This window comes from Rhodococcus sp. BP-241 (assembly GCF_019836145.1).
GTDB lineage: Bacteria > Actinomycetota > Actinomycetes > Mycobacteriales > Mycobacteriaceae > Rhodococcoides.
The window spans coordinates 254,353-271,980 of record NZ_JABUEI010000003.1 but is presented as its reverse complement, the minus strand read 5'-3'; the positions used below and the strand labels follow the sequence as shown (position 1 = coordinate 271,980).

The 17,628-nt window shown below is 68.6% G+C and carries 19 protein-coding genes; 10 read left to right on the top strand and 9 right to left on the bottom strand.

Annotated elements, in window-relative coordinates; translation table 11 throughout:
- Position 1: 1 nt before the first annotated feature.
- From HQ308_RS07690 to HQ308_RS07675, 4 genes are all read right to left on the bottom strand, one after another.
- Positions 2–1,297, bottom strand: coding sequence for an AI-2E family transporter (locus HQ308_RS07690; protein ID WP_082544615.1), 1,296 nt, complete (start codon positions 1,295–1,297; stop codon positions 2–4).
- 98 nt (positions 1,298–1,395) lie between these two features.
- Positions 1,396–2,307, bottom strand: a complete 912-nt coding sequence (locus HQ308_RS07685) for an AlkA N-terminal domain-containing protein (protein ID WP_308115715.1) — start codon at positions 2,305–2,307, stop codon at positions 1,396–1,398.
- 12 nt (positions 2,308–2,319) lie between these two features.
- Complete coding sequence (locus tag HQ308_RS07680; protein ID WP_051612930.1) at positions 2,320–2,511, bottom strand: YbdD/YjiX family protein; 192 nt, start codon at positions 2,509–2,511, stop codon at positions 2,320–2,322.
- Between the two features lies 1 nt (position 2,512).
- The gene (locus HQ308_RS07675; RefSeq protein WP_056447384.1) at positions 2,513–4,786 is read right to left on the bottom strand and encodes a carbon starvation CstA family protein; all 2,274 of its coding nucleotides are present in this window, start codon (positions 4,784–4,786) and stop codon (positions 2,513–2,515) included.
- A 199-nt stretch (positions 4,787–4,985) separates the two neighbouring features.
- Between HQ308_RS07675 and HQ308_RS07670 the strand changes: the two genes are divergently transcribed.
- Both HQ308_RS07670 and ychF read left to right on the top strand, forming a co-directional pair.
- Positions 4,986–5,417, top strand: coding sequence for a CD225/dispanin family protein (locus tag HQ308_RS07670; RefSeq protein WP_308115714.1), 432 nt, complete (start codon positions 4,986–4,988; stop codon positions 5,415–5,417).
- 37 nt (positions 5,418–5,454) lie between these two features.
- Positions 5,455–6,534, top strand: coding sequence for a redox-regulated ATPase YchF (gene ychF, locus HQ308_RS07665; protein WP_027503913.1), 1,080 nt, complete (start codon positions 5,455–5,457; stop codon positions 6,532–6,534).
- Between the two features lie 9 nt (positions 6,535–6,543).
- On the opposite strand, the gene HQ308_RS07660 is transcribed toward ychF, so the two are convergent.
- A complete protein-coding gene (locus HQ308_RS07660; protein ID WP_222646067.1) occupies positions 6,544–7,563 on the bottom strand; it encodes an LLM class flavin-dependent oxidoreductase in 1,020 nt (339 codons plus the stop codon).
- 71 nt (positions 7,564–7,634) lie between these two features.
- Between HQ308_RS07660 and HQ308_RS07655 the strand changes: the two genes are divergently transcribed.
- Positions 7,635–8,069, top strand: a complete 435-nt coding sequence (locus HQ308_RS07655) for a VOC family protein (protein WP_056447390.1) — start codon at positions 7,635–7,637, stop codon at positions 8,067–8,069.
- A gap of 7 nt (positions 8,070–8,076) precedes the next feature.
- Here the strand turns inward: HQ308_RS07655 and HQ308_RS07650 are convergent, their stop codons facing one another.
- Positions 8,077–9,579 (bottom strand): DUF222 domain-containing protein, encoded by a 1,503-nt coding sequence (locus HQ308_RS07650; protein ID WP_222646066.1) that lies wholly within the window; start codon positions 9,577–9,579, stop codon positions 8,077–8,079.
- A 60-nt stretch (positions 9,580–9,639) separates the two neighbouring features.
- On the opposite strand from HQ308_RS07650, the gene HQ308_RS07645 reads away from it, so the two are divergent.
- Entirely contained in the window at positions 9,640–9,993 is a 354-nt protein-coding gene (locus HQ308_RS07645; protein ID WP_222646065.1) for a VOC family protein, read from the top strand.
- 182 nt (positions 9,994–10,175) lie between these two features.
- On the opposite strand, the gene HQ308_RS07640 is transcribed toward HQ308_RS07645, so the two are convergent.
- Complete coding sequence (locus HQ308_RS07640; protein WP_285188402.1) at positions 10,176–11,141, bottom strand: SDR family NAD(P)-dependent oxidoreductase; 966 nt, start codon at positions 11,139–11,141, stop codon at positions 10,176–10,178.
- Positions 11,142–11,149: 8 nt separating this feature from the next.
- Positions 11,150–11,344, bottom strand: a complete 195-nt coding sequence (locus HQ308_RS07635; RefSeq protein WP_037183861.1) for an antitoxin — start codon at positions 11,342–11,344, stop codon at positions 11,150–11,152.
- Between the two features lie 73 nt (positions 11,345–11,417).
- On the opposite strand from HQ308_RS07635, the gene HQ308_RS07630 reads away from it, so the two are divergent.
- Positions 11,418–13,328: an alpha-amylase family protein gene (locus tag HQ308_RS07630; RefSeq protein ID WP_222646064.1), complete on the top strand. Its 1,911-nt coding sequence runs from the start codon at positions 11,418–11,420 to the stop codon at positions 13,326–13,328.
- On the opposite strand, the gene HQ308_RS07625 is transcribed toward HQ308_RS07630, so the two are convergent.
- Positions 13,325–14,491, bottom strand: coding sequence for a lipase family protein (locus HQ308_RS07625; protein ID WP_222646063.1), 1,167 nt, complete (start codon positions 14,489–14,491; stop codon positions 13,325–13,327). The genes HQ308_RS07630 and HQ308_RS07625 overlap by 4 nt on opposite strands.
- 108 nt (positions 14,492–14,599) lie before the next feature.
- Between HQ308_RS07625 and HQ308_RS07620 the strand changes: the two genes are divergently transcribed.
- The 5 genes from HQ308_RS07620 to HQ308_RS07600 are packed head-to-tail and all read left to right on the top strand — an operon-like array spanning position 14,600 to position 17,628.
- The gene (locus HQ308_RS07620; protein ID WP_308115713.1) at positions 14,600–15,838 is read left to right on the top strand and encodes an acyl-CoA dehydrogenase family protein; all 1,239 of its coding nucleotides are present in this window, start codon (positions 14,600–14,602) and stop codon (positions 15,836–15,838) included.
- Between the two features lie 10 nt (positions 15,839–15,848).
- Positions 15,849–16,139: a hypothetical protein gene (locus HQ308_RS07615; protein ID WP_027503896.1), complete on the top strand. Its 291-nt coding sequence runs from the start codon at positions 15,849–15,851 to the stop codon at positions 16,137–16,139.
- The gene (locus HQ308_RS07610) at positions 16,136–16,750 is read left to right on the top strand and encodes a bifunctional 2-polyprenyl-6-hydroxyphenol methylase/3-demethylubiquinol 3-O-methyltransferase UbiG (RefSeq protein WP_027503895.1); all 615 of its coding nucleotides are present in this window, start codon (positions 16,136–16,138) and stop codon (positions 16,748–16,750) included. Before HQ308_RS07615 ends, HQ308_RS07610 begins: the two co-directional genes overlap by 4 nt.
- A 9-nt stretch (positions 16,751–16,759) precedes the next feature.
- Positions 16,760–17,125, top strand: a complete 366-nt coding sequence (locus tag HQ308_RS07605) for a VOC family protein (protein ID WP_027503894.1) — start codon at positions 16,760–16,762, stop codon at positions 17,123–17,125.
- Positions 17,126–17,148: 23 nt separating this feature from the next.
- A complete protein-coding gene (locus HQ308_RS07600; RefSeq protein WP_222638179.1) occupies positions 17,149–17,628 on the top strand; it encodes an SRPBCC family protein in 480 nt (159 codons plus the stop codon).

The window sequence follows — 17,628 nt, the reverse complement described above, 5'->3', positions numbered from 1 at the left end:
CTCAGTCGTCCTTCTTCTCGTCGTCCTCGTGCGTGTCGACGTCGATCGGAGTCGGTGCCACGTCGTCGGACTGGTCCGAGGGCGCCGGCGCGTATCGGGTCTTCTCGTCGTGGACGACGACGGGCGCGTCGTCACCGGGTGTGCCGAGATCGTCGTGGATGCGTTCGGCGATGTCGTTCGCGCCGGGATCCTCGTCGGACCGAAGTTCGATCTGCTCGTTGATGTAGCGCAGCAGCACCGCGGTGGCCGCAGCGACCGGGACCGCGAGGAACGCCCCGATGATGCCGAAGATGGAACCGCCGGCGGTGACGGCCAGCAGCACGATCGCGGCATGCAGGTTCATCGACTTGCTCTGCAGGATCGGCTGCAGGACATTGCCTTCGATCTGCTGCACGGCCAGGATGATCGCCAGGACGATGACCGCGGTGGTGAACCCGTTGGCCACCAGCGCGACCAGGACGGCGAGGGCACCGGCGACGAAGGCACCCACGATGGGGATGAAGCCACCGAGGAAGGTGAGCGTCATCAGCACCGGGGTCAGCGGCACGCCGAGGATCACCAGGCCGATGCCGATGAAGATCGCGTCGATCGCGCTGACGATGGCCTGGGTACGGATGAAGCCACCCAGGGTGTCCCACACCCGTCGGAGTACCTCGGCGAGATGACCACCGGCCTTGCGTCCGGCCAGTCCGTGCAGCCAGGGGAGGAAGCGCGGGCCGTCTTTGATGAAGAAGAAGCTCAGGACGAGCACCAGACCGAGCGTGACCAGGATCGACCCGGCGGTGGCGACGCCGGCGAAGACGCCCGAGGCGATCGCCGTGCCGCTGTCCTGCAGCTGCGTGACGATGGCTTCGACGGCGCTGTCGATCTGCTCGTCGTCCAGATTGATGGGCGGACCCTCGAGCCACTCCTGGACCTGCGAGACGCCGAGGGTGGCGCTGTCTGCGAGATCGGGAGCCTGGCTGATGACGGAGGGGACGATGAACGCGACCACACCGGCGAGTACCGCGAGGAAGCCGAGGAGTGTGGTCAACGCGGCGAGCGCGGGCGGAAAGCCGATGCGGCGCAGCAGCCTGGTGGGCGGCCAGAGCACCGTCGCGACCACCAGTGCCAGCAGAACCGGGAGCATGATCACCCACAGCTGGCCGACCAGCCAGCCGGCGATCCACAGCGCTGCCGAGACGACGAGGAGCACGGCCGACCACTTGGCCAGCCAGAGTCCGCCGGCGCCGAACAGGTCGCTGCGATCACGGCCCGACGCGGAGCCTGCGGAAGTGGTGGGCGCGTTCTCGCTCACGTGTGTCCTCTCGTCTGACGATGATGCGGCGAACGCAGAGTCGAACGCGCTGTGACTGTACCCGGGAAGCCGATTCCGCACGCATGGCGACGGAGGGACTACCCGATGGTGAGCCCGCGGGCGAGAAGGGCAGTACGCCACAGGTGCATGGAGGCGTAGGACCGCCACGGTGACCAGTGGGCGGTGTCCGACAGATCGATGTCGAGGAGGGCCGCGCCCTGCCGGACCACCAGATCGGTGTCGAGCAGCACGTCGGGGTCGCCCAGCAACCGCATCGACACGTAGCGGGCGGTCCACGGGCCGACACCGCGCAGTGCCAGCAGTGCACGCTCCTGGGTGGCCGCGTCGCCGTCGTGGCGCACGTCCACGGCGCCCGATGCCAGAGCGTCGGCCGTCGACGCGATCGCGGCGACCCGCCGCGCCGGACCGGTGAGGATCTCGGTGCCGTGTGTGGCCACGGCCTCGGGTGTGGGGAACAGACGAGTGATGCCGTGGTCGGCTTCGCCCTCGTCGTCGCCCACAGGATCTCCGAGGGCCGCGACGAGCCGGGCGGTGTGCGTGGCCGCGGCACCGAGCGAGATCTGCTGACCGATCATCGTGCGAAGAAGCACCTCCGCGGCATCGAACGCCCCGGGAACGCGGATCCCCGGGGCCGCGGCCACCGACGCGGCGAGCGCAGGATCTGCCGCGAGCGCAGCGTCGACGGGAGCCGCGTCGACGTCCAGGGCCAGTACCCGCCGCACTCGGGACAGCGCGGTGGGGACGTCCGACTCGTCCCGGGCTCGCGTCTCCACCCGGACGACTCCCGCGCCGCCGTCACCCGGGACGAACCGGCAGGTGACTACGGCGGGGCCGTGATCGAGGCGCAGAGCCCGGCGGTAGACGCCGTCCGTGAAGGTCTCCATGCCCGGAACCGCGTGACCCGCCAGGAACCACCGCATCCACCCCGTGTCGTACGGAGCGGAGTACGGCAGCTCGGAGGTGTCGAGGGTCCAGCGCGGCGACGTCACCCCGTCATGATCTCAGCAGCAGCGTGCGCCCGGATTCGCGTCCGCCTCCGCATGACGTGCCTTCCAGTACTCGCGCTCGGACGGCACCGGATGCCCGGGATGGACCCGGTTCCGGTGCTCGACGAAACGCTCGTAGTCGTGATCACCCATGACGGAGGTGATCCACCACGTCGCGGCGCGAACGGACTTCAGGACGGCGTTCATGTCAGTGGCCCGTTCCCGGCCGGCGCACCGTGCCGTCCGCGATGAGCACGTCCCATTCCGCCTGCACCGACTTCTCCGCCTCGGTGGGGAGGAAACCGCTGGGCGCGAACAGCTTCGACGGTACGTCCGCCTCCTCGCTGCTGGGCAGTCCACCGGCGCGGATCGCCTTGAAGCAGACGGCGAATCCGGCGAGCGCGACGATGAGGACGAGCACCGCGAAGACGATGGACAGCGTGCCCTGGATGAAGGTGTTGCGGATGACGGCGTCGATGGCCTCCGGTGTGGCGGCGGACCGGAACTCGGTGAGGCCCTGCGACTTCGCTTCCTTGAAGTCGCTGTGCTGCGCCCAGTAGCCGATGGCCGGAACGTCGGAGAAGATCTTCTGGTACGACGCCGTCATGGTGACCACGAGGTCGAAGGCCAGCGGCAGCGCGGGGATCCAGGCCCACTTCAGCAGACCCTTCTTCACCACGACGGTCAGGACGACCGTGAGCGCGATGGCGGCCAGCAACTGGTTCGCGATGCCGAACAGCGGGAAGAGCGTGTTGATGCCGCCCAGCGGATCGGTGACGCCCATGAGCAGGATGGCGCCCCAGGCCGCGACGACGATGACCGAGCAGATCCAGGCACCGACGCGCCACGACGGATCGCGGAACTTCTTCGCGCCGCCACCGAGATTGCCGAGCGAGTCCGACAGCATGAAGCGGGCGACACGCGTGCCTGCGTCGACGGTGGTGAGAATGAACAGCGCCTCGAACATGATCGCGAAGTGATACCAGAACGACTTCAGGCTCTCGCCGCCGAAGACCTGGTGCAGCACCTCGGACATGCCGAACGCGAGCGTGGGGGCGCCGCCGGTGCGCGAGATGATTGACTCCTCACCGACGTCCGTCGCGGCCTGCGACAGCTCGGCCGCGCTGACGTCCCCGCCTGACAGTCCGAGCCCGTTGACGTACGCCGCGGCGGTCTCGGGTGTTCCGCCGGTGAGTGCGGTCGGTGCGTTGAGCGCGAAGTAGATGTGCTGATCGAGAATGCAGGCGGTGACCAGAGCCATGATGGCGACGAAGGACTCGGTGAGCATGCCGCCGTAGCCGATCATCCGCATCTGCTTCTCCTTCTCGAGAAGCTTCGGCGTGGTGCCCGAGGAGATCAGCGCGTGGAAACCGGAGAGCGCGCCGCAGGCGATGGTGATGAAGAGGAACGGGAAGAGCGATCCGGAGAACGCGGGTCCGTTGCCCTCGCTGGCGAACGACGTCATGTCCGGCATCTGCAGGACGGGTCGAGCGATGAGGATGCCGACGGCGAGCAGCACGATGGTGCCGATCTTCATGAACGTCGACAGGTAGTCACGCGGGGCGAGCAGCAGCCACACGGGGAGGATCGACGCGGCGAGACCGTAGGCGATGAGCAACCACGCGACGGTGACCTTGGACAGCGTGAACCAGTCGGCGCCCCATTCGGTCTCGGCGACCCAGCCGCCCGAGATGATGGCGAGCAGCAGCAGGACGACGCCGATGAGGGAGACCTCGGAGACCTTGCCCGGGCGCAGGTACCGCAGGTAGACGCCCATGAAGAGGGCGATGGGAATGGTCAGTGCGATGGAGAAGACGCCCCACGGGCTCTCGGCGAGTGCGTTCACGACGACGAGTGCGAGCACCGCGATGATGATGATCATGATGACGAAGACGCCGATGAGGGCGGCGATACCGCCGACCACGCCCAGCTCCTCGCGGGCCATCTGACCGAGGCTGCGGCCGCGTCGGCGGGTCGAGATCCAGAGCACCAGGAAGTCCTGCACCGCGCCGGCGAAGACGACGCCGATGATGATCCACATGGTGCCGGGCAGATATCCCATCTGCGCAGCGAGGACGGGACCGACGAGGGGACCGGCGCCCGCGATCGCGGCGAAGTGGTGGCCGAACAGCACCCGACGGTCCGTCGGCATGTAGTCCTTGCCGTTCTCCAGGATCTCGGCGGGTGTGGCCCGATCGTCCCGCGGATGGACGATGCGGTTCTCGATGAGGCGTGCGTAGAACCGGAACGCGAAGATGTAGGTGCAGACCGCCGCGACGACGAACCACACCGCGTTGACCTGCTCGCCGCGGATCACGGCGATGACGGTCCAGGCGACGGCGCCCAGCAGACCGATGATGACGAAGACGATGCGTTTGGGCACCGTCATCGGTGAGCGGTCGACGACGCCCACGGGGGGAAGGTCGTCGTCGGTCTTGAGGAACTCGACGTGCGAGTTCCCCCTGTCGGACACGGCAGTCATCTGCGGGCTCCTGGCATGCGGTGGAGGGGCGGCGATCATCGTGTGATCGCAGTCACTGTAAGCAGACCGACCGACATTTCGTGCGGTTGTGAGCCTGGCGTGTGCGGATCGTTGCGCCGAGCGGTCCGGGACCGTCGCCGAACGTCACGACATGACAACGAGACCCCACTCGCGCGCCCTGACTGCCTACGATGCTCGTGTGTCAGACCACCCCGAGTACCCGCAGCAGCCGTACACCGGTTCGTCGTACGAGCCCGACCTGACGAAGGGGCCGACGGACACCGGAGCGTTCCCGACCAGCGGAGCCTTCCCGCAGCAGCAGCAGCCGAGTTATCCCCAGCAGCAGTACGGCCCGCCGCCGCTGCCGCCGACCAACGCCGGCTGGGCCGCCGCCGCGCTGATCTTCTTCTGGCCGTTGGCGTTCTCGGCGTTCAACCACTCGAGCTCGGTGTTCCCGCGGTGGTCGCTGGGCGACTATCAGGGTGCGCACTACGCGTCGGAGCGCACGAAGCAGCTGGGCAAGTACTCGCTCTACATCTTCGTGGGGCTCTTCGCGCTGTTCATCCTCTTCTACGTGCTGCTCATCGCCTTCGCGATCTCGGCGGGATCGGGCACCGACTACACGTACTGACAGGGCGGTCGGGGGCGGCACGTAGACTCTCCTCCCTGTGAGCCTCACCCTCGGAATCGTCGGACTGCCCAACGTCGGTAAGTCGACCCTGTTCAACGCGCTGACCAACAACGACGTGCTGGCGGCGAACTATCCGTTCGCCACCATCGAGCCGAACGAGGGCGTCGTACCGTTGCCGGATCCGCGGCTGAACGAGCTGGCCAAGATCTTCGGTTCCGAGAAGATCCTTCCGGCGCCCGTCACGTTCGTCGACATCGCCGGCATCGTGAAGGGCGCGTCCGAGGGCGCCGGCCTGGGCAACAAGTTCCTCGCGAACATTCGTGAGGCCGACGCCATCTGCCAGGTCGTGCGCGTGTTCGCCGACGACGACGTGGTGCACGTCGACGGCAAGGTCGATCCGGCCGCCGACATCGAGGTCATCGAGACCGAGCTGATCATCGCGGACATGCAGACCCTCGAGAAGGCGATCCCGCGTCTCGAGAAGGAAGTTCGCACGCAGAAGGATCGCGCGCCGATGGTCGCCGCGGCCAAGGAAGCGCAGACGATTCTCGACAGCGGCACGACGCTGTACTCGGTGAAGGACACGTTCGACGCGTCGTCACTGCGTGAGCTCAATCTGCTCACCACCAAGCCGTTCCTCTACGTCTTCAACGCAGACGAGTCGGTGCTCACCGACGACGCGAAGGTCGCCGAGCTGAAGGCTGCTGTCGCACCCGCCGACGCCGTGTTCCTCGACGCCAAGATCGAGTCCGAGCTCGTCGAACTCGACGACGAATCCGCGATGGAGCTGCTCGAGAGCATCGGCCAGACCGAGCCCGGCCTGCACGCCCTGGCCCGCGCCGGCTTCCACACCCTCGGACTGCAGACCTACCTCACGGCGGGGCCGAAGGAGTCCCGCGCGTGGACCATCCATCAGGGCGACACCGCACCCCAGGCCGCCGGTGTCATCCACACCGACTTCGAGAAGGGCTTCATCAAGGCCGAGGTCGTGTCCTACGACGACCTCGTCGCCGCCGGATCCATGGCCGCCGCCAAGTCGGCCGGCAAGGTCCGCATCGAGGGCAAGGAATACGTCATGGCCGACGGGGATGTGGTGGAGTTCCGCTTCAACGTCTGAGCGGGACTGCTACCGCCAGCCCAACTCCGGCGCCACGTGCGTCAGCACCGACTCGATGAGGTGTGCGCAATACTCGACGCCGAGCTGGTTGGGCACGGTCAGGAGCAGTGTGTCGGCCGCGGCGACGGCTTCGTCCTTCGCCAGCTCCGCGATGAGCTTGTCTGGTGAGCCGGCGTAGGTCTTGCCGAAACGAGCGATGCCGCCGTCGATGTAGCCGACCTGATCGCCGCTGCCGCCCTCGCGGCCGAAGTACGCACGATCCACGTCGTCGACGATCGGGAAGATGCTGCGGCTCACGGACACTCGCGGTTCGAATGAGTGGCCGACGTCGGACCACGTCTTGCGGAAGCGCTCGATCTGTTCGGCCTGCAGCTCGTGGAACGGCACGCCGGTGTCCTCGCTGAGCAGAGTCGAGCTCATGAGGTTCATGCCCTGCTGCGCCGTCCACTCGGCGGTCGCACGAGTACCTGCACCCCACCAGATGCGCTCACGCAACCCGTCGGAGTGCGGCTCGAGGCGCAACAGGCCGGGCGGGTTGGGGAACATGGGGGAGGGGTTCGGCTCCGCGAAGCCCTTGCCCTCCAACAGGTCCAGGAAGATGCGTGTGTGCTCACGGGCCATGTCTCCGCTGTCGGTGCCCTCGGCCGGGGCGTAGCCGAAGTAGCGGAAGCCGTCGATGACCTGCTCGGGCGATCCCCGGCTCACACCGAGCTGCAGCCGCCCGCCGGAGATCAGGTCGGCGGACCCGGCGTCCTCGGCCATGTAGAACGGGTTCTCGTAGCGCATGTCGATGACGCCGGTGCCGATCTCGATGCGACTGGTCTTGGCACCGACGGCCGCGAGCAGAGGGAACGGCGACGCGAGCTGGTTCGCGAAGTGGTGAACGCGGAAGTACGCGCCGTCTGCACCGAGTTCCTCTGCGGCGACCGCGAGGTCGATCGACTGCAGCAACACGTCCGATGCGGAGCGCGTCTGCGAGTGCGGCGACGGTGACCAGTGCCCGAACGACAGGAACCCGATGTTCTTCATGCACCGGAGAACGCTGAGGGCGCCCGAATATTTCCCTTCCGACGGCTGCCACTGTCGCCTAGCGTGGTTCCATGGCTCAGGTGAGACAGGTGCAGGTCACCTTCGATTGCGCGGACCCCGAGCGAGTCGCCCGATTCTGGTGCGAGGTTCTCGGATACGTGGTGCCGCCGGCGCCCGCGGGCTTCGCCGACTGGGCGGAGTTCGACCGTTCGCTCCCCGCCGAGAAACAGGGGTCGGCCTTCGCATGCGTGGACCCGAACGGGGTGGGTCCACGCCTGTACTTCCAACGCGTACCCGAGGCGAAGACCGTCAAGAACCGCGTCCACCTCGACGTCCGTGTGGGCGTCGGCATGGTCGGTGACGAGCGCCTCGGGGCTCTGGAAGCGGAATGCGCACGCCTCGTCGACCTCGGAGCCACGCGAGTGCGGCTCCTGCCCGCGGGCGACGGAGAAGAGTCCTGCATGGTGATGCAGGACGTCGAGGGCAACGAGTTCTGCCTGGACTGACGTCCTGTCAGAACGGTGGTGGGTCGTCGTTGTCGGCGAACTCTCGTCTGCGTCGGTTTCGGGAGCGTTCGGACCGCCGCCGGGCATGCTTGTCTGCCAGGCGGGTTCTTCGCCTGGTCGGTGATGTGCGCGGGGGATCCGGTGGGTCCTGCGCCGGCTGTTCGAAGGTGATGTCGGCGAGTCCGGGGTGCAGGTCGTACCCGTCGTGCGCCGGTCCCGGTATCACGCATCCCTCGGGTGTGGTGATGGTGGAGACGACGCGTCCGGTGTCCTCGTCGAGGTACTGGTCGTCGACGAAGTCGCCGAACGTCTTCAGATTGTGGTGGAAGCGACACTTGGCGCCGAGGTTGACGTCGGTCGTCTGACCGCCGGCCGCGGGGCTGTCGTGGTCGTACTCGGTGATGTGGTCGAGGTCGCCGGTCCAGACGGCGTTGCTGCAGCCGGGCCAGGTGCAGTACTGATCGCGGATGCGCACGAACGTGTCGAGGGCACTGGACGGGCGGTAGGGATCCGCGGGTTGCGAGGCGGGGTTGGTGGCGGCGACCGGCCTCAGAACCGCGTCGGGGCGCGCGGCGAGGTCGGCGACGTGGTCTGGGGAGATGACGCCGTGGCCCGCGAGGAAACCCGGGTTGCCCTGCTGTGCGGAGGTGGTGTCCCCGTTCACGGTGGCGGCGTCGGCGACGACGTGCACGATGACGGTGGTCAGGAGACCGTCCTCTCCGGTCCAACCGGGGGCACTGCAGTCGTCGTCGTCGCACTGGCACTCGTAGGGGGTGCGCGTGGCGAGGGCGAAGAGGGCGTCACTGCGCCGGGCGCCGGCACTGCGCGGGTCTTTCGGGCAGACGCGTCCGGCGAGGTCGTCGACAGCAGCGGCGACGAGGACGGCGTTCTCGGCGGGCATGGTGGCGCACTGATACGCCATGCCGTCGGGTGCGGGGTCGATCCAGAACCCGCGGTCGTCCTTCGCGCGAGTACGACGCTCGCGGACGGCGTCGGGGTCGTGGCGATAGACGATGCGGTCGACCATGTCGCGCATCCGGCCGGCGGACCAGGAGCCGCGTCGCCGTAGTGCCGCCGCGATCTCGGCATCGACCAGGTGGGCATGGTCGGTGCCGTCGACGAGGTCGGTGCGGGCGATGATGGTGTGGATGTATTTGGGGGTCACGAGGCCGTCGCGGAGGCAGGCGGCAACGTCGGGCAGACGATCTCGCAGGGCCACGGCACGGGTGAGTATGCCCTCGCCTGCGCCCTGGGTGATCGACAGGACTGCGGCGATGCGAGCGGCGCAGTGGGTGGTCGCGTCGAAGCGGCGGCGGTCGGCGGTGTCCAGTGGTGCGACCAGTCGGGTGTGCAGTTCCGCCGCGGCCCGGTAGCGGGTCCATTCGAGGTACGCGGCGCCGGCGGTGGCGTGGGTGAGTGCGCCGAGGACGCCGTCGACCGTGACATCGGCGAGGTGTCCGGGTAGGCCCATGGCCTCCGGATCGCGCGTCGCCCACCCCTGTTCGAACATGTGTGCGAAGGTAGCAGCGGGCACCGACACGAACAGGCCGAGAGGGGCAGAATGCGCACCATGCGAGTCGAGCGCATCACCACCAACCTGCCGGTCGAGGACATCGCCGAGGCGAAGTCGTTCTACACCGATTTCCTGGGACTCGCGGTCGAGGAGTTCGATCTCGGTTGGGTCGCCCGCTTCACGTCACCGGAGACCGGTGCGCACGTACAACTGGTGACGCGAGATGCGACGAGTCCGGTGGAGTCGGCGATGTCGGTTCACGTCGACGACGTCGATGCGGCGTACGAGGAGGCCGTCCGTCGCGGTCACGAGATCGTGCATCCGCTCACCACGGAGGATTGGGGAGTCCGACGATTCCTCGTGCGCGCTCGTGACGGAAACGTCGTGAATGTCGTGATGCACCGAGCGTGACAGTGACTCGTCACCGACATCCGCCGTCCGAGGTGCACGCCTGCAACGACGCGTCTTGACTGTCGGGGACAGATGTTCCCTGCAGTGAGGACTACCGCCATGCTTTCGCTCTGGATCTGGAATCAACCGTGGGTCTGGTCCTCGATCGTGTCGAACCTGACCGATCTCCTCTGACGGAGACGTCAGCCGAGGTCGATACCCGTGGCCTCCACGACCGCGCCCCACAGTGCGTCCCGTGCCTCCGGCGAGTCCCGCCGCCAGGACGGGTAGTGCGTGGGGCGCGGTCGTCTGTCGTGCCAGAACATCCCCGTGGACGCGAGTGGCTGATCGGCGGCCGCGAGCCACACGATGGTGTCGGCTCCGTCGTCGGCGGTGCGGAGGATCGGTTTCATCACCGAGCCGAACATCGGAATGGAGTCCGTGACACCGGGTGTGGCCGCCCACCCCGGGTGCATGCTGTGCACGACGGGATCGTCGGGCCCGGTGAGGCGCTCCGCCAGTTGCTCGGTGATCACCACCTGCATGCGCTTGGTGCGGGCATAGGCGGTGAGGCCCGAGTAGTCGCCGTGAGCGAACTCGACGTCGGTGGTCTGCAGCGGCACCGGATACATGCCGCCGCTGGAGACGAACACCACGCGAGACCCCGCGTCGAACAGCTCGCGTAGCCCGACCGTGAGCGCGACGGGCCCGAGCACGTGGGTCGCGAAGGCCATCTCGTGCTTCTGTGCCGTCTCGGTGCGCTCGGGCGGCATGACGCCGGCGCAGTGCACCACCGCGTGGATCGACGTCAGCTGAGCGGTCAGGGTGGTGACCAGCGCAGCCACGGCATCGAGGTCGCTCATGTCGCACTCGTGCGCGACGAGCTCGGCGCCGGGCACGGTGTGGCGGATCTCGGTCGCGGAGGCGTCGAGCCGCCGCGCCGAACGCCCGACCAGGTGCACCCGCGCACCGAGGACGGCCAGTTGTCGGGCGGCAGCTGCGCCGAGACCCGAGCTGCCGCCGGTGACGATCACGTCGATGGGGGCGGGGAACGGGGCCGGATCGGCCGCCCAGAATCGACGACGGACGGCCGACCCGATACGGGAGTAGCCGGGCACGACCGTCCGGTCGAGCGCCTCGTCCAGCACTCCTGTCAGAAAGTTCCCCACCGCGACCACTAGGCGGGAGGACCGTCGGTGCGGTCGCTGTTCTTCTCGCCGATGGCGTCCTTGGCCTTGTCCAGCGCGCCGTCGATCTGGGAGTCGTGCCCGGCGAACTTCTTCTTGGCCGCGTCGCCCGCTTTGTCCAGTGCCTGTTCGACCTTCTCCTCGTTCTGGTCGAGCTTGCGCTTGATCTCGCCGAAGTTCACCATCGGACGTCCTCTCGTTGATCGTGTGAGCTGCACTTCGAGGCTACCCACTGCCGGGCGTGGAAGAATCCCGACCATGCCGCGCACCGCCGTACCCGACGCGATCCACGACATCATCGGTGCGGCACTCGCCCCCCTCCCGCCGCACCGGCGGGACACCTTCACTCTCCGTGTCGAGCGCTGGTGGCCCGATCTCCACGAGGCCGTCACCGCCCTGTACGCGGAGCCCGATGCGGTGGCGCGCATCCTCGTCGAGCGCGCGGCACACGCGTTCGCGGACCGGCCCGACGAGCTGCACCGGCTCGACGAGCGGCGACTGCTGGAGCCGGACTGGTTCCAGCAGCCCACCATGTTCGGGTACGCCTGTTACGTCGACCGTTTCGGTGGCACTCTGTCCGGTCTGGCGGATCGGCTGGACCACCTGACGGATCTCGGTGTCACCTACCTGCACCTGATGCCGCTGCTCACGCCGCGTCCGGGCGACAACGACGGCGGGTACGCGGTCATGGATTACCGCACGGTGCGGGAGGACCTCGGGACGGTCGACGATCTGCGGGCGCTCGCCACCACCCTGCGCGAGCGCGGGATCAGTCCCGTGATCGACCTGGTCCTCAATCACGTTGCCCGCGAACACGAGTGGGCGGAACTGGCGCAACAGGGCGACGCAGTCCACCGCGACTACTTCCACATCCATCCCGACAGGTCGACGCCCGACGCCTACGAGCGCACGCTGCCCGAGGTGTTCCCCGACTTCGCACCGGGGAACTTCACGTGGGACGACGGCGTCGACGGCTGGGTCTGGACGACCTTCAACGAGTGGCAGTGGGATCTGAACTGGGCCAATCCCGCGGTGCTGGTCGAGTTCGTCGACATCGTCGCCGCTCTCGCGAACCTGGGCATCGAGGTGGTCCGTCTCGACGCCATCGCCTTCCTGTGGAAGCGGCTGGGAACCAACTGTCAGAATCAGCCCGAGGTGCACGCGATCACGCAGATCCTGCGGGCGACGGCGCGCATGGCCTCGCCTGCGCTGTTGTTCAAGGCCGAGGCGATCGTCGGACCACGAGATTTGTTGCCCTACTTGGGAACCGGATCGCACACCGGTCGGGTGTCCGACATCGCTTACCACAACAGCCTCATGGTCCAGGTGTGGTCGATGCTGGCCTCGGGCAGCACCGAGCTGGCGCGCCACGCCCTGTCGACACTGCCACCGACTCCGCCGGGCGGGACGTGGGTGACGTACGTGCGGTGCCACGACGACATCGGATGGGCGATCGACGACGGCGACGCGGCCGCGATGGGTCTGTCCGGCGCCGGCCACCGACACTTCCTCGCCGACTGGTATTCCGGAGAGTTCCCGCAGTCGTGGGCGGAAGGTCTGGTGTTCCAACACAATCCAGACACCGGCGACCGTCGGATCAGCGGGACGGCGGCGGCGCTCTCGGGCCTCGGTGCGGAGCGACGGGATCCGGACGGCGCGTTCGCCCGGCTGTTCCTCGCCCACGCCCTCGTCGCGGTCTGGGGCGGGATCCCCGTGGTGTGGAGCGGGGACGAGATCGGCTCGCCGGGTGATCCCGACTGGGCGGCGGAACCCGGCCACGAGGACGACAACCGGTGGGTGCACCGACCGCGCGTGACCGACGCCGACAGGGCGCGTCGCCACGAGCAGGGCTCCGACGCGCAGCGGGTGTTCGACGGCATCGCGCACATCGCCCGCGTGCGGTCGGATCTGCCCATGCTGCATGCCGAGGCGCCGGTCGACGTTCTGGGCGATCTGGACGACGGAGTGCTGGGTGTCCGCCGTCGGCACCCGAGCGGCACACTCGTCGCCCTGTTCAACGTGAGCGACACACACCGCCCGGTGGCGGTGTCCGTCCTCGGCCGCTCGGGAATCGTCGCTCCGCGGGAGGTGCTGACGGGCGTCGGGTCGGTCGACGACGACACCGTCTGGCTCCCGCCGTACGCCGCCTGGTGGGTGGTGGACGGCTAGCCGTCCCGGAACCTCGCGTCGATCCACCGCATCGCGAACGGCAGACCGGACAGCGCGCCCACGAAGTGGTCGCCGAACACAGGCCGGTACTCCACGTCCGCGCCGCGTCCGCGCCACGCGTCGACCAGGTTCAGGACGCCCTGCTCGGGGATCCACCGATCGGCGAACCGGGGCACCGCAGCACCGTGATAGAACGCCACGGGTACGACGGGCGCGTCCGCCCCCGGAGTGTTCGCCTCGATGACGGCGCGCGCGGTGGCGGACTCGAACACGCCCGGGTCCACGGACAGCCGTTCCAGTCGCAACCGCGCCAGCCCGGACAGGGCCAGCGGGACGACGGACAGGTCCTTGATCATCGACGCGAGAACGATGCCGGTGGGGCTGAACTGCCCGACCAGGGCTGGGTGTTCGCGAGCCATGCCGATGATCGCCGCCCCGAAGAGGCCGGCTCCGAGAGTGCCGTTCATGGTCCCGCGCAGCAAGCCGACGTCGACCGGTGATCCTCCGGCCACGGCGCCGCGCAGGACGAGCTCGGGCGCGTAGGAGGGGTGCAGTTGCGCGGCCCAGGCCGTCGCGATGGCACCGCCGCTGTAGCCGTAGAGGGCGGTCGGGCTCGTCGCGTAGGACGGGTCGAGCGCGACGAGTCCGCGGATGCTGTCGAGCACGGCGTGCCCTGCCATGGTCCCCTCGGCGTAGGCCATACGCGGTCCCTGATGGTCCGGGATCAGCACCGCGTACCCGCGCTGAAGCCAGAGCGGAACCACCGTGGGGAAGTCCTGGCCGACGCCGTGGACGATGCGATACGACGGTGTCGACCGGGTGCCGAGCGAGTCGATCGCGACGTTGTGCACGACCACGGGCCGGGTACCCGACCCGCGCCACGGCCTCCTCGGTTCCATCAGCGTGGCGGTGACGGGCACCGGACGCCCGAGAGCGTCGGTGGAGCCGACCATGAACTGGCGCAGGCGGGTTCGTGGTCGCGGGAACCATCCCGTCGCATCGCGGTGGCGCACGAGGACACCCGGTGACAGGCCGTGATCAGGCATGTCGAAGAAGGAGTCGTCGGCGATGGGGGTCGGCAGGATGGCGGCGTGCGGATCCGCCGCCATCTCTGGTGTGATCCGCCCCGCGATCAGTCGATTCATGCTGCGCGACAGCGCCATGGTTCCCCCCGTTCGGGTCACCGTACTGCCTCGGGCAGCGGGCGTGGCAAGAATCTCCTCGAGTCCAACGGTGTCGGCCGACGGCGCCGACGAGCAGTCTCGTCTCCCGTGACGACGACACACGACCGAGTGACCGACGGCCCGGCGACCGACGAGGCCCTCCGCGCCCGCTTCCAGCCCGTCTTCGACCGCATCGCCGAGGGCGCGGTGGCCCGCGAGAAGGACAGACGGCTCGCCCACGACGAGATCGCGCTGCTGCGCGAGGCCGGCTTCGGCGCACTGCGCGTGCCGGTCGAGCACGGTGGCTACGGCGCCTCGGTGACGCAGTTGTTCTCGCTGTTGGTCGATCTCGCGGCCGCCGAGTCGAATCTGCCGCAGGCGCTGCGCGTGCACTGGAGCTTCGTCGAGGACCAGGTGGCGGCAGAACCGGGACCCGACCGCGACGCGTGGCTGCGGGCGATCGCCGACGGCACTCTCGTCGGCAACGCGATCACCGAGCCGGGTGTCGGGGCGGTGGACCACTACCGCACGACGGTCACGCGCGGCCCGGACGGTCTGCGTCTGAACGGCGAGAAGTTCTACAGCACGGGCAGTCTCTACTCCGACCACATCCTGGTCGCTGCCGACCTCGACGGCGAGCGGGTGTCCGTGCTCGTCGACTCGGACGCTCCCGGCGTCGTGCAGCGTGACGACTGGGACGGCTTCGGGCAGCGGCTCACCGTCAGCGGCACCACCACGTTCACCGACGTCGCCGTCGACGAGTCGCGCCTGCTCGGACCGGGGTACGGCGCACCCGGACGCACGTACGCGACGTCGTACCTGCAGCTGGTCCAGCTCGCGGTCCTGGCCGGCATCGCGCGCCGCGCCGCCGACGACATCACCGCGTGGGTCCGCGCCCGCACCCGCAGCTACACCCACGCCGCCGCCGACCTGCCGCGACACGATCCGGTGGTGCAGCAGCTCGTCGGGCGGCTCGAAGCTGCCGCCTGGTCCTCCCGCGCCCTGGTCCTGTCGGCGGCCGCGGACGTCGAGAGCGCCGTCGAGGTGGGCGACGACGCATCGCTCGACCGGGCCGAGCTGAGCACGTCGCACGCCCAGGCCGTGGTCGTCGACCTCGTGCTGGACGCGACGACCCACTTGTTCGAGGTCGGCGGAGCATCGATCGTGTCGGAGACCCTCGCCCTCGATCGGCACTGGCGCAACGCGCGCACCATCTCCGTGCACAACCCGGTGCTCTACAAATTGCGCTCGGTGGGTGCTCACCTGCTCAACGGCGATGACCTGCCCTACGCCTGGTCGGCGGGGAACAAGACGAGCATCGCGGCGCCCGCTACCGGCAGGGGATAGCGTCACGGGCATGACACACGCCGGTGGCACCGACCCGAAGCCCTACTCCACGGGGGAGCGGGTGTTCGGTCCGCCCAACGGCACGTTCGACGCGGACTGGGCGGCGACGGCCCTGCGCTCGAACCGGCCGGAACTCGATCACGCGACGTCGGTACGTCTGGTGGAGAAGGCCTGGGACCTGCTGCGCTCGCAGGGGCTGCGCGGCAGCGAACTCGCCGATGCCCTGGATCTCGAGCCCGGGCTGGCGTCCGCGGTGTCCGACGTGGCGACCGAGACCGCGCGCTTCTACCTCGACCGGTGACCGCTACCCGGTGGTCGGCCGAGCGCAGCGCCGAGGACTCGCACGCCTACGTCGCGCGCTTCCGGGAACTGGAGGCGTCGGGCGCGGACATGCACGGGGAGGCCCGCTTCGTCGACGCCGTGCTGCCCCGGGCCGCGCGTGTCCTCGACGCAGGATGCGGAACCGGACGACTGGGCGCGGAACTCGCGCGGCGCGGACACACGGTGACCGCCGTGGATCTCGACTCGGTCCTGGTCGAGGAGGCGCGTCGACAGCACGGCATCACGGTGGTGGAGGGCGACCTGGCGACCATGGATCTGGAGCCGCAGTCGTTCGACGCGATCGTGGCCGCCGGCAACGTCATGGTCTTCCTCGCCCCGGGCACCGAGTCGACGGTGCTCCGGCGCTGGCACGACGCGGTGGTCCCGGGCGGGGTGGTGATCCTGGGGTTCGCGACGGACCGCGAGTACACCGCCGACCGGGCCGAACGAGACGTCCGGGACGCCGGCTTCACGGCCGTGCAGCGCTTCTCCACCTGGTCGGTGGCACCGTGGCGCGAGGGTGCGGAATGGGTTGTCCTGACCGGGTACCGACAAGCGGGAAGTCTCTCGGGCATCGGCACGCCTGGCTAGAATTCGGACATGACACGACCCACGATCGACATGGACTACACGGTTCTCGACTGTCCCGATCCGGTGGCGCTCGGGCGTTTCTACACCGCTCTGCTGGGGTGGAAGGTGGTGCAGGACGATCCCGACTGGACCGTGATCGAGGGCACCGGCGGCTCGCGTCTGGCCTTCCAGAAGGCGCCCGACTTCGTCCCGCTGTACTGGCCCCGGGAGGGCATCCGCATCCACCTCGATCTCGTGGTCGACGACATGGAAGCGGCGCAGGCCTTCGCTGTGGAGCAGGGTGCCCGCGTGCTGGACGACGACGGCGAACACCCGGGTTTCCGCGTGTTGCAGGATCCCGTCGGTCACCTCTTCTGCCTGTGCAGGCGCGACTGACTGCTGCGCCCTACCATCACCCCATGACCACCGACAGGGTCCACGAGTTCGTGATCGAACGTTCCGTCCTCGTCGACGCTCCGGCGTCGACCGTGCACGGTTTCCTCGACGATCTGCACCGGTGGACGTCCTGGTCGCCGTGGGAGGGCAGCGACCCCGATCTGTCCCGCACCTACAGCGGCTCGGAGTCCGGGGTCGGGGCGTCCTACGCCTGGTCGGGTAATCGCAAGGCCGGTGCCGGGTCGATGACCATCGTGGATTCGACGGACGATCGTGTCGTGCTCGATCTGCTGTTCACGAAACCGTTCAAGGCCACGAACGTGACTGTCTTCCTGCTGTCGCCGGCAGGAAGCGGCACCGAGGTGACGTGGCGAATGACGGGACAGCAGAACCTCGTCGCGCGTCTCGTCGGCAGGATCGTGCCGATGGACAGGTTCATCGGCAGGGACTTCGAGAAGGGACTCGCCGCGCTGAAGTTGCAGGCGGAGCAGCAGGACCGTTGA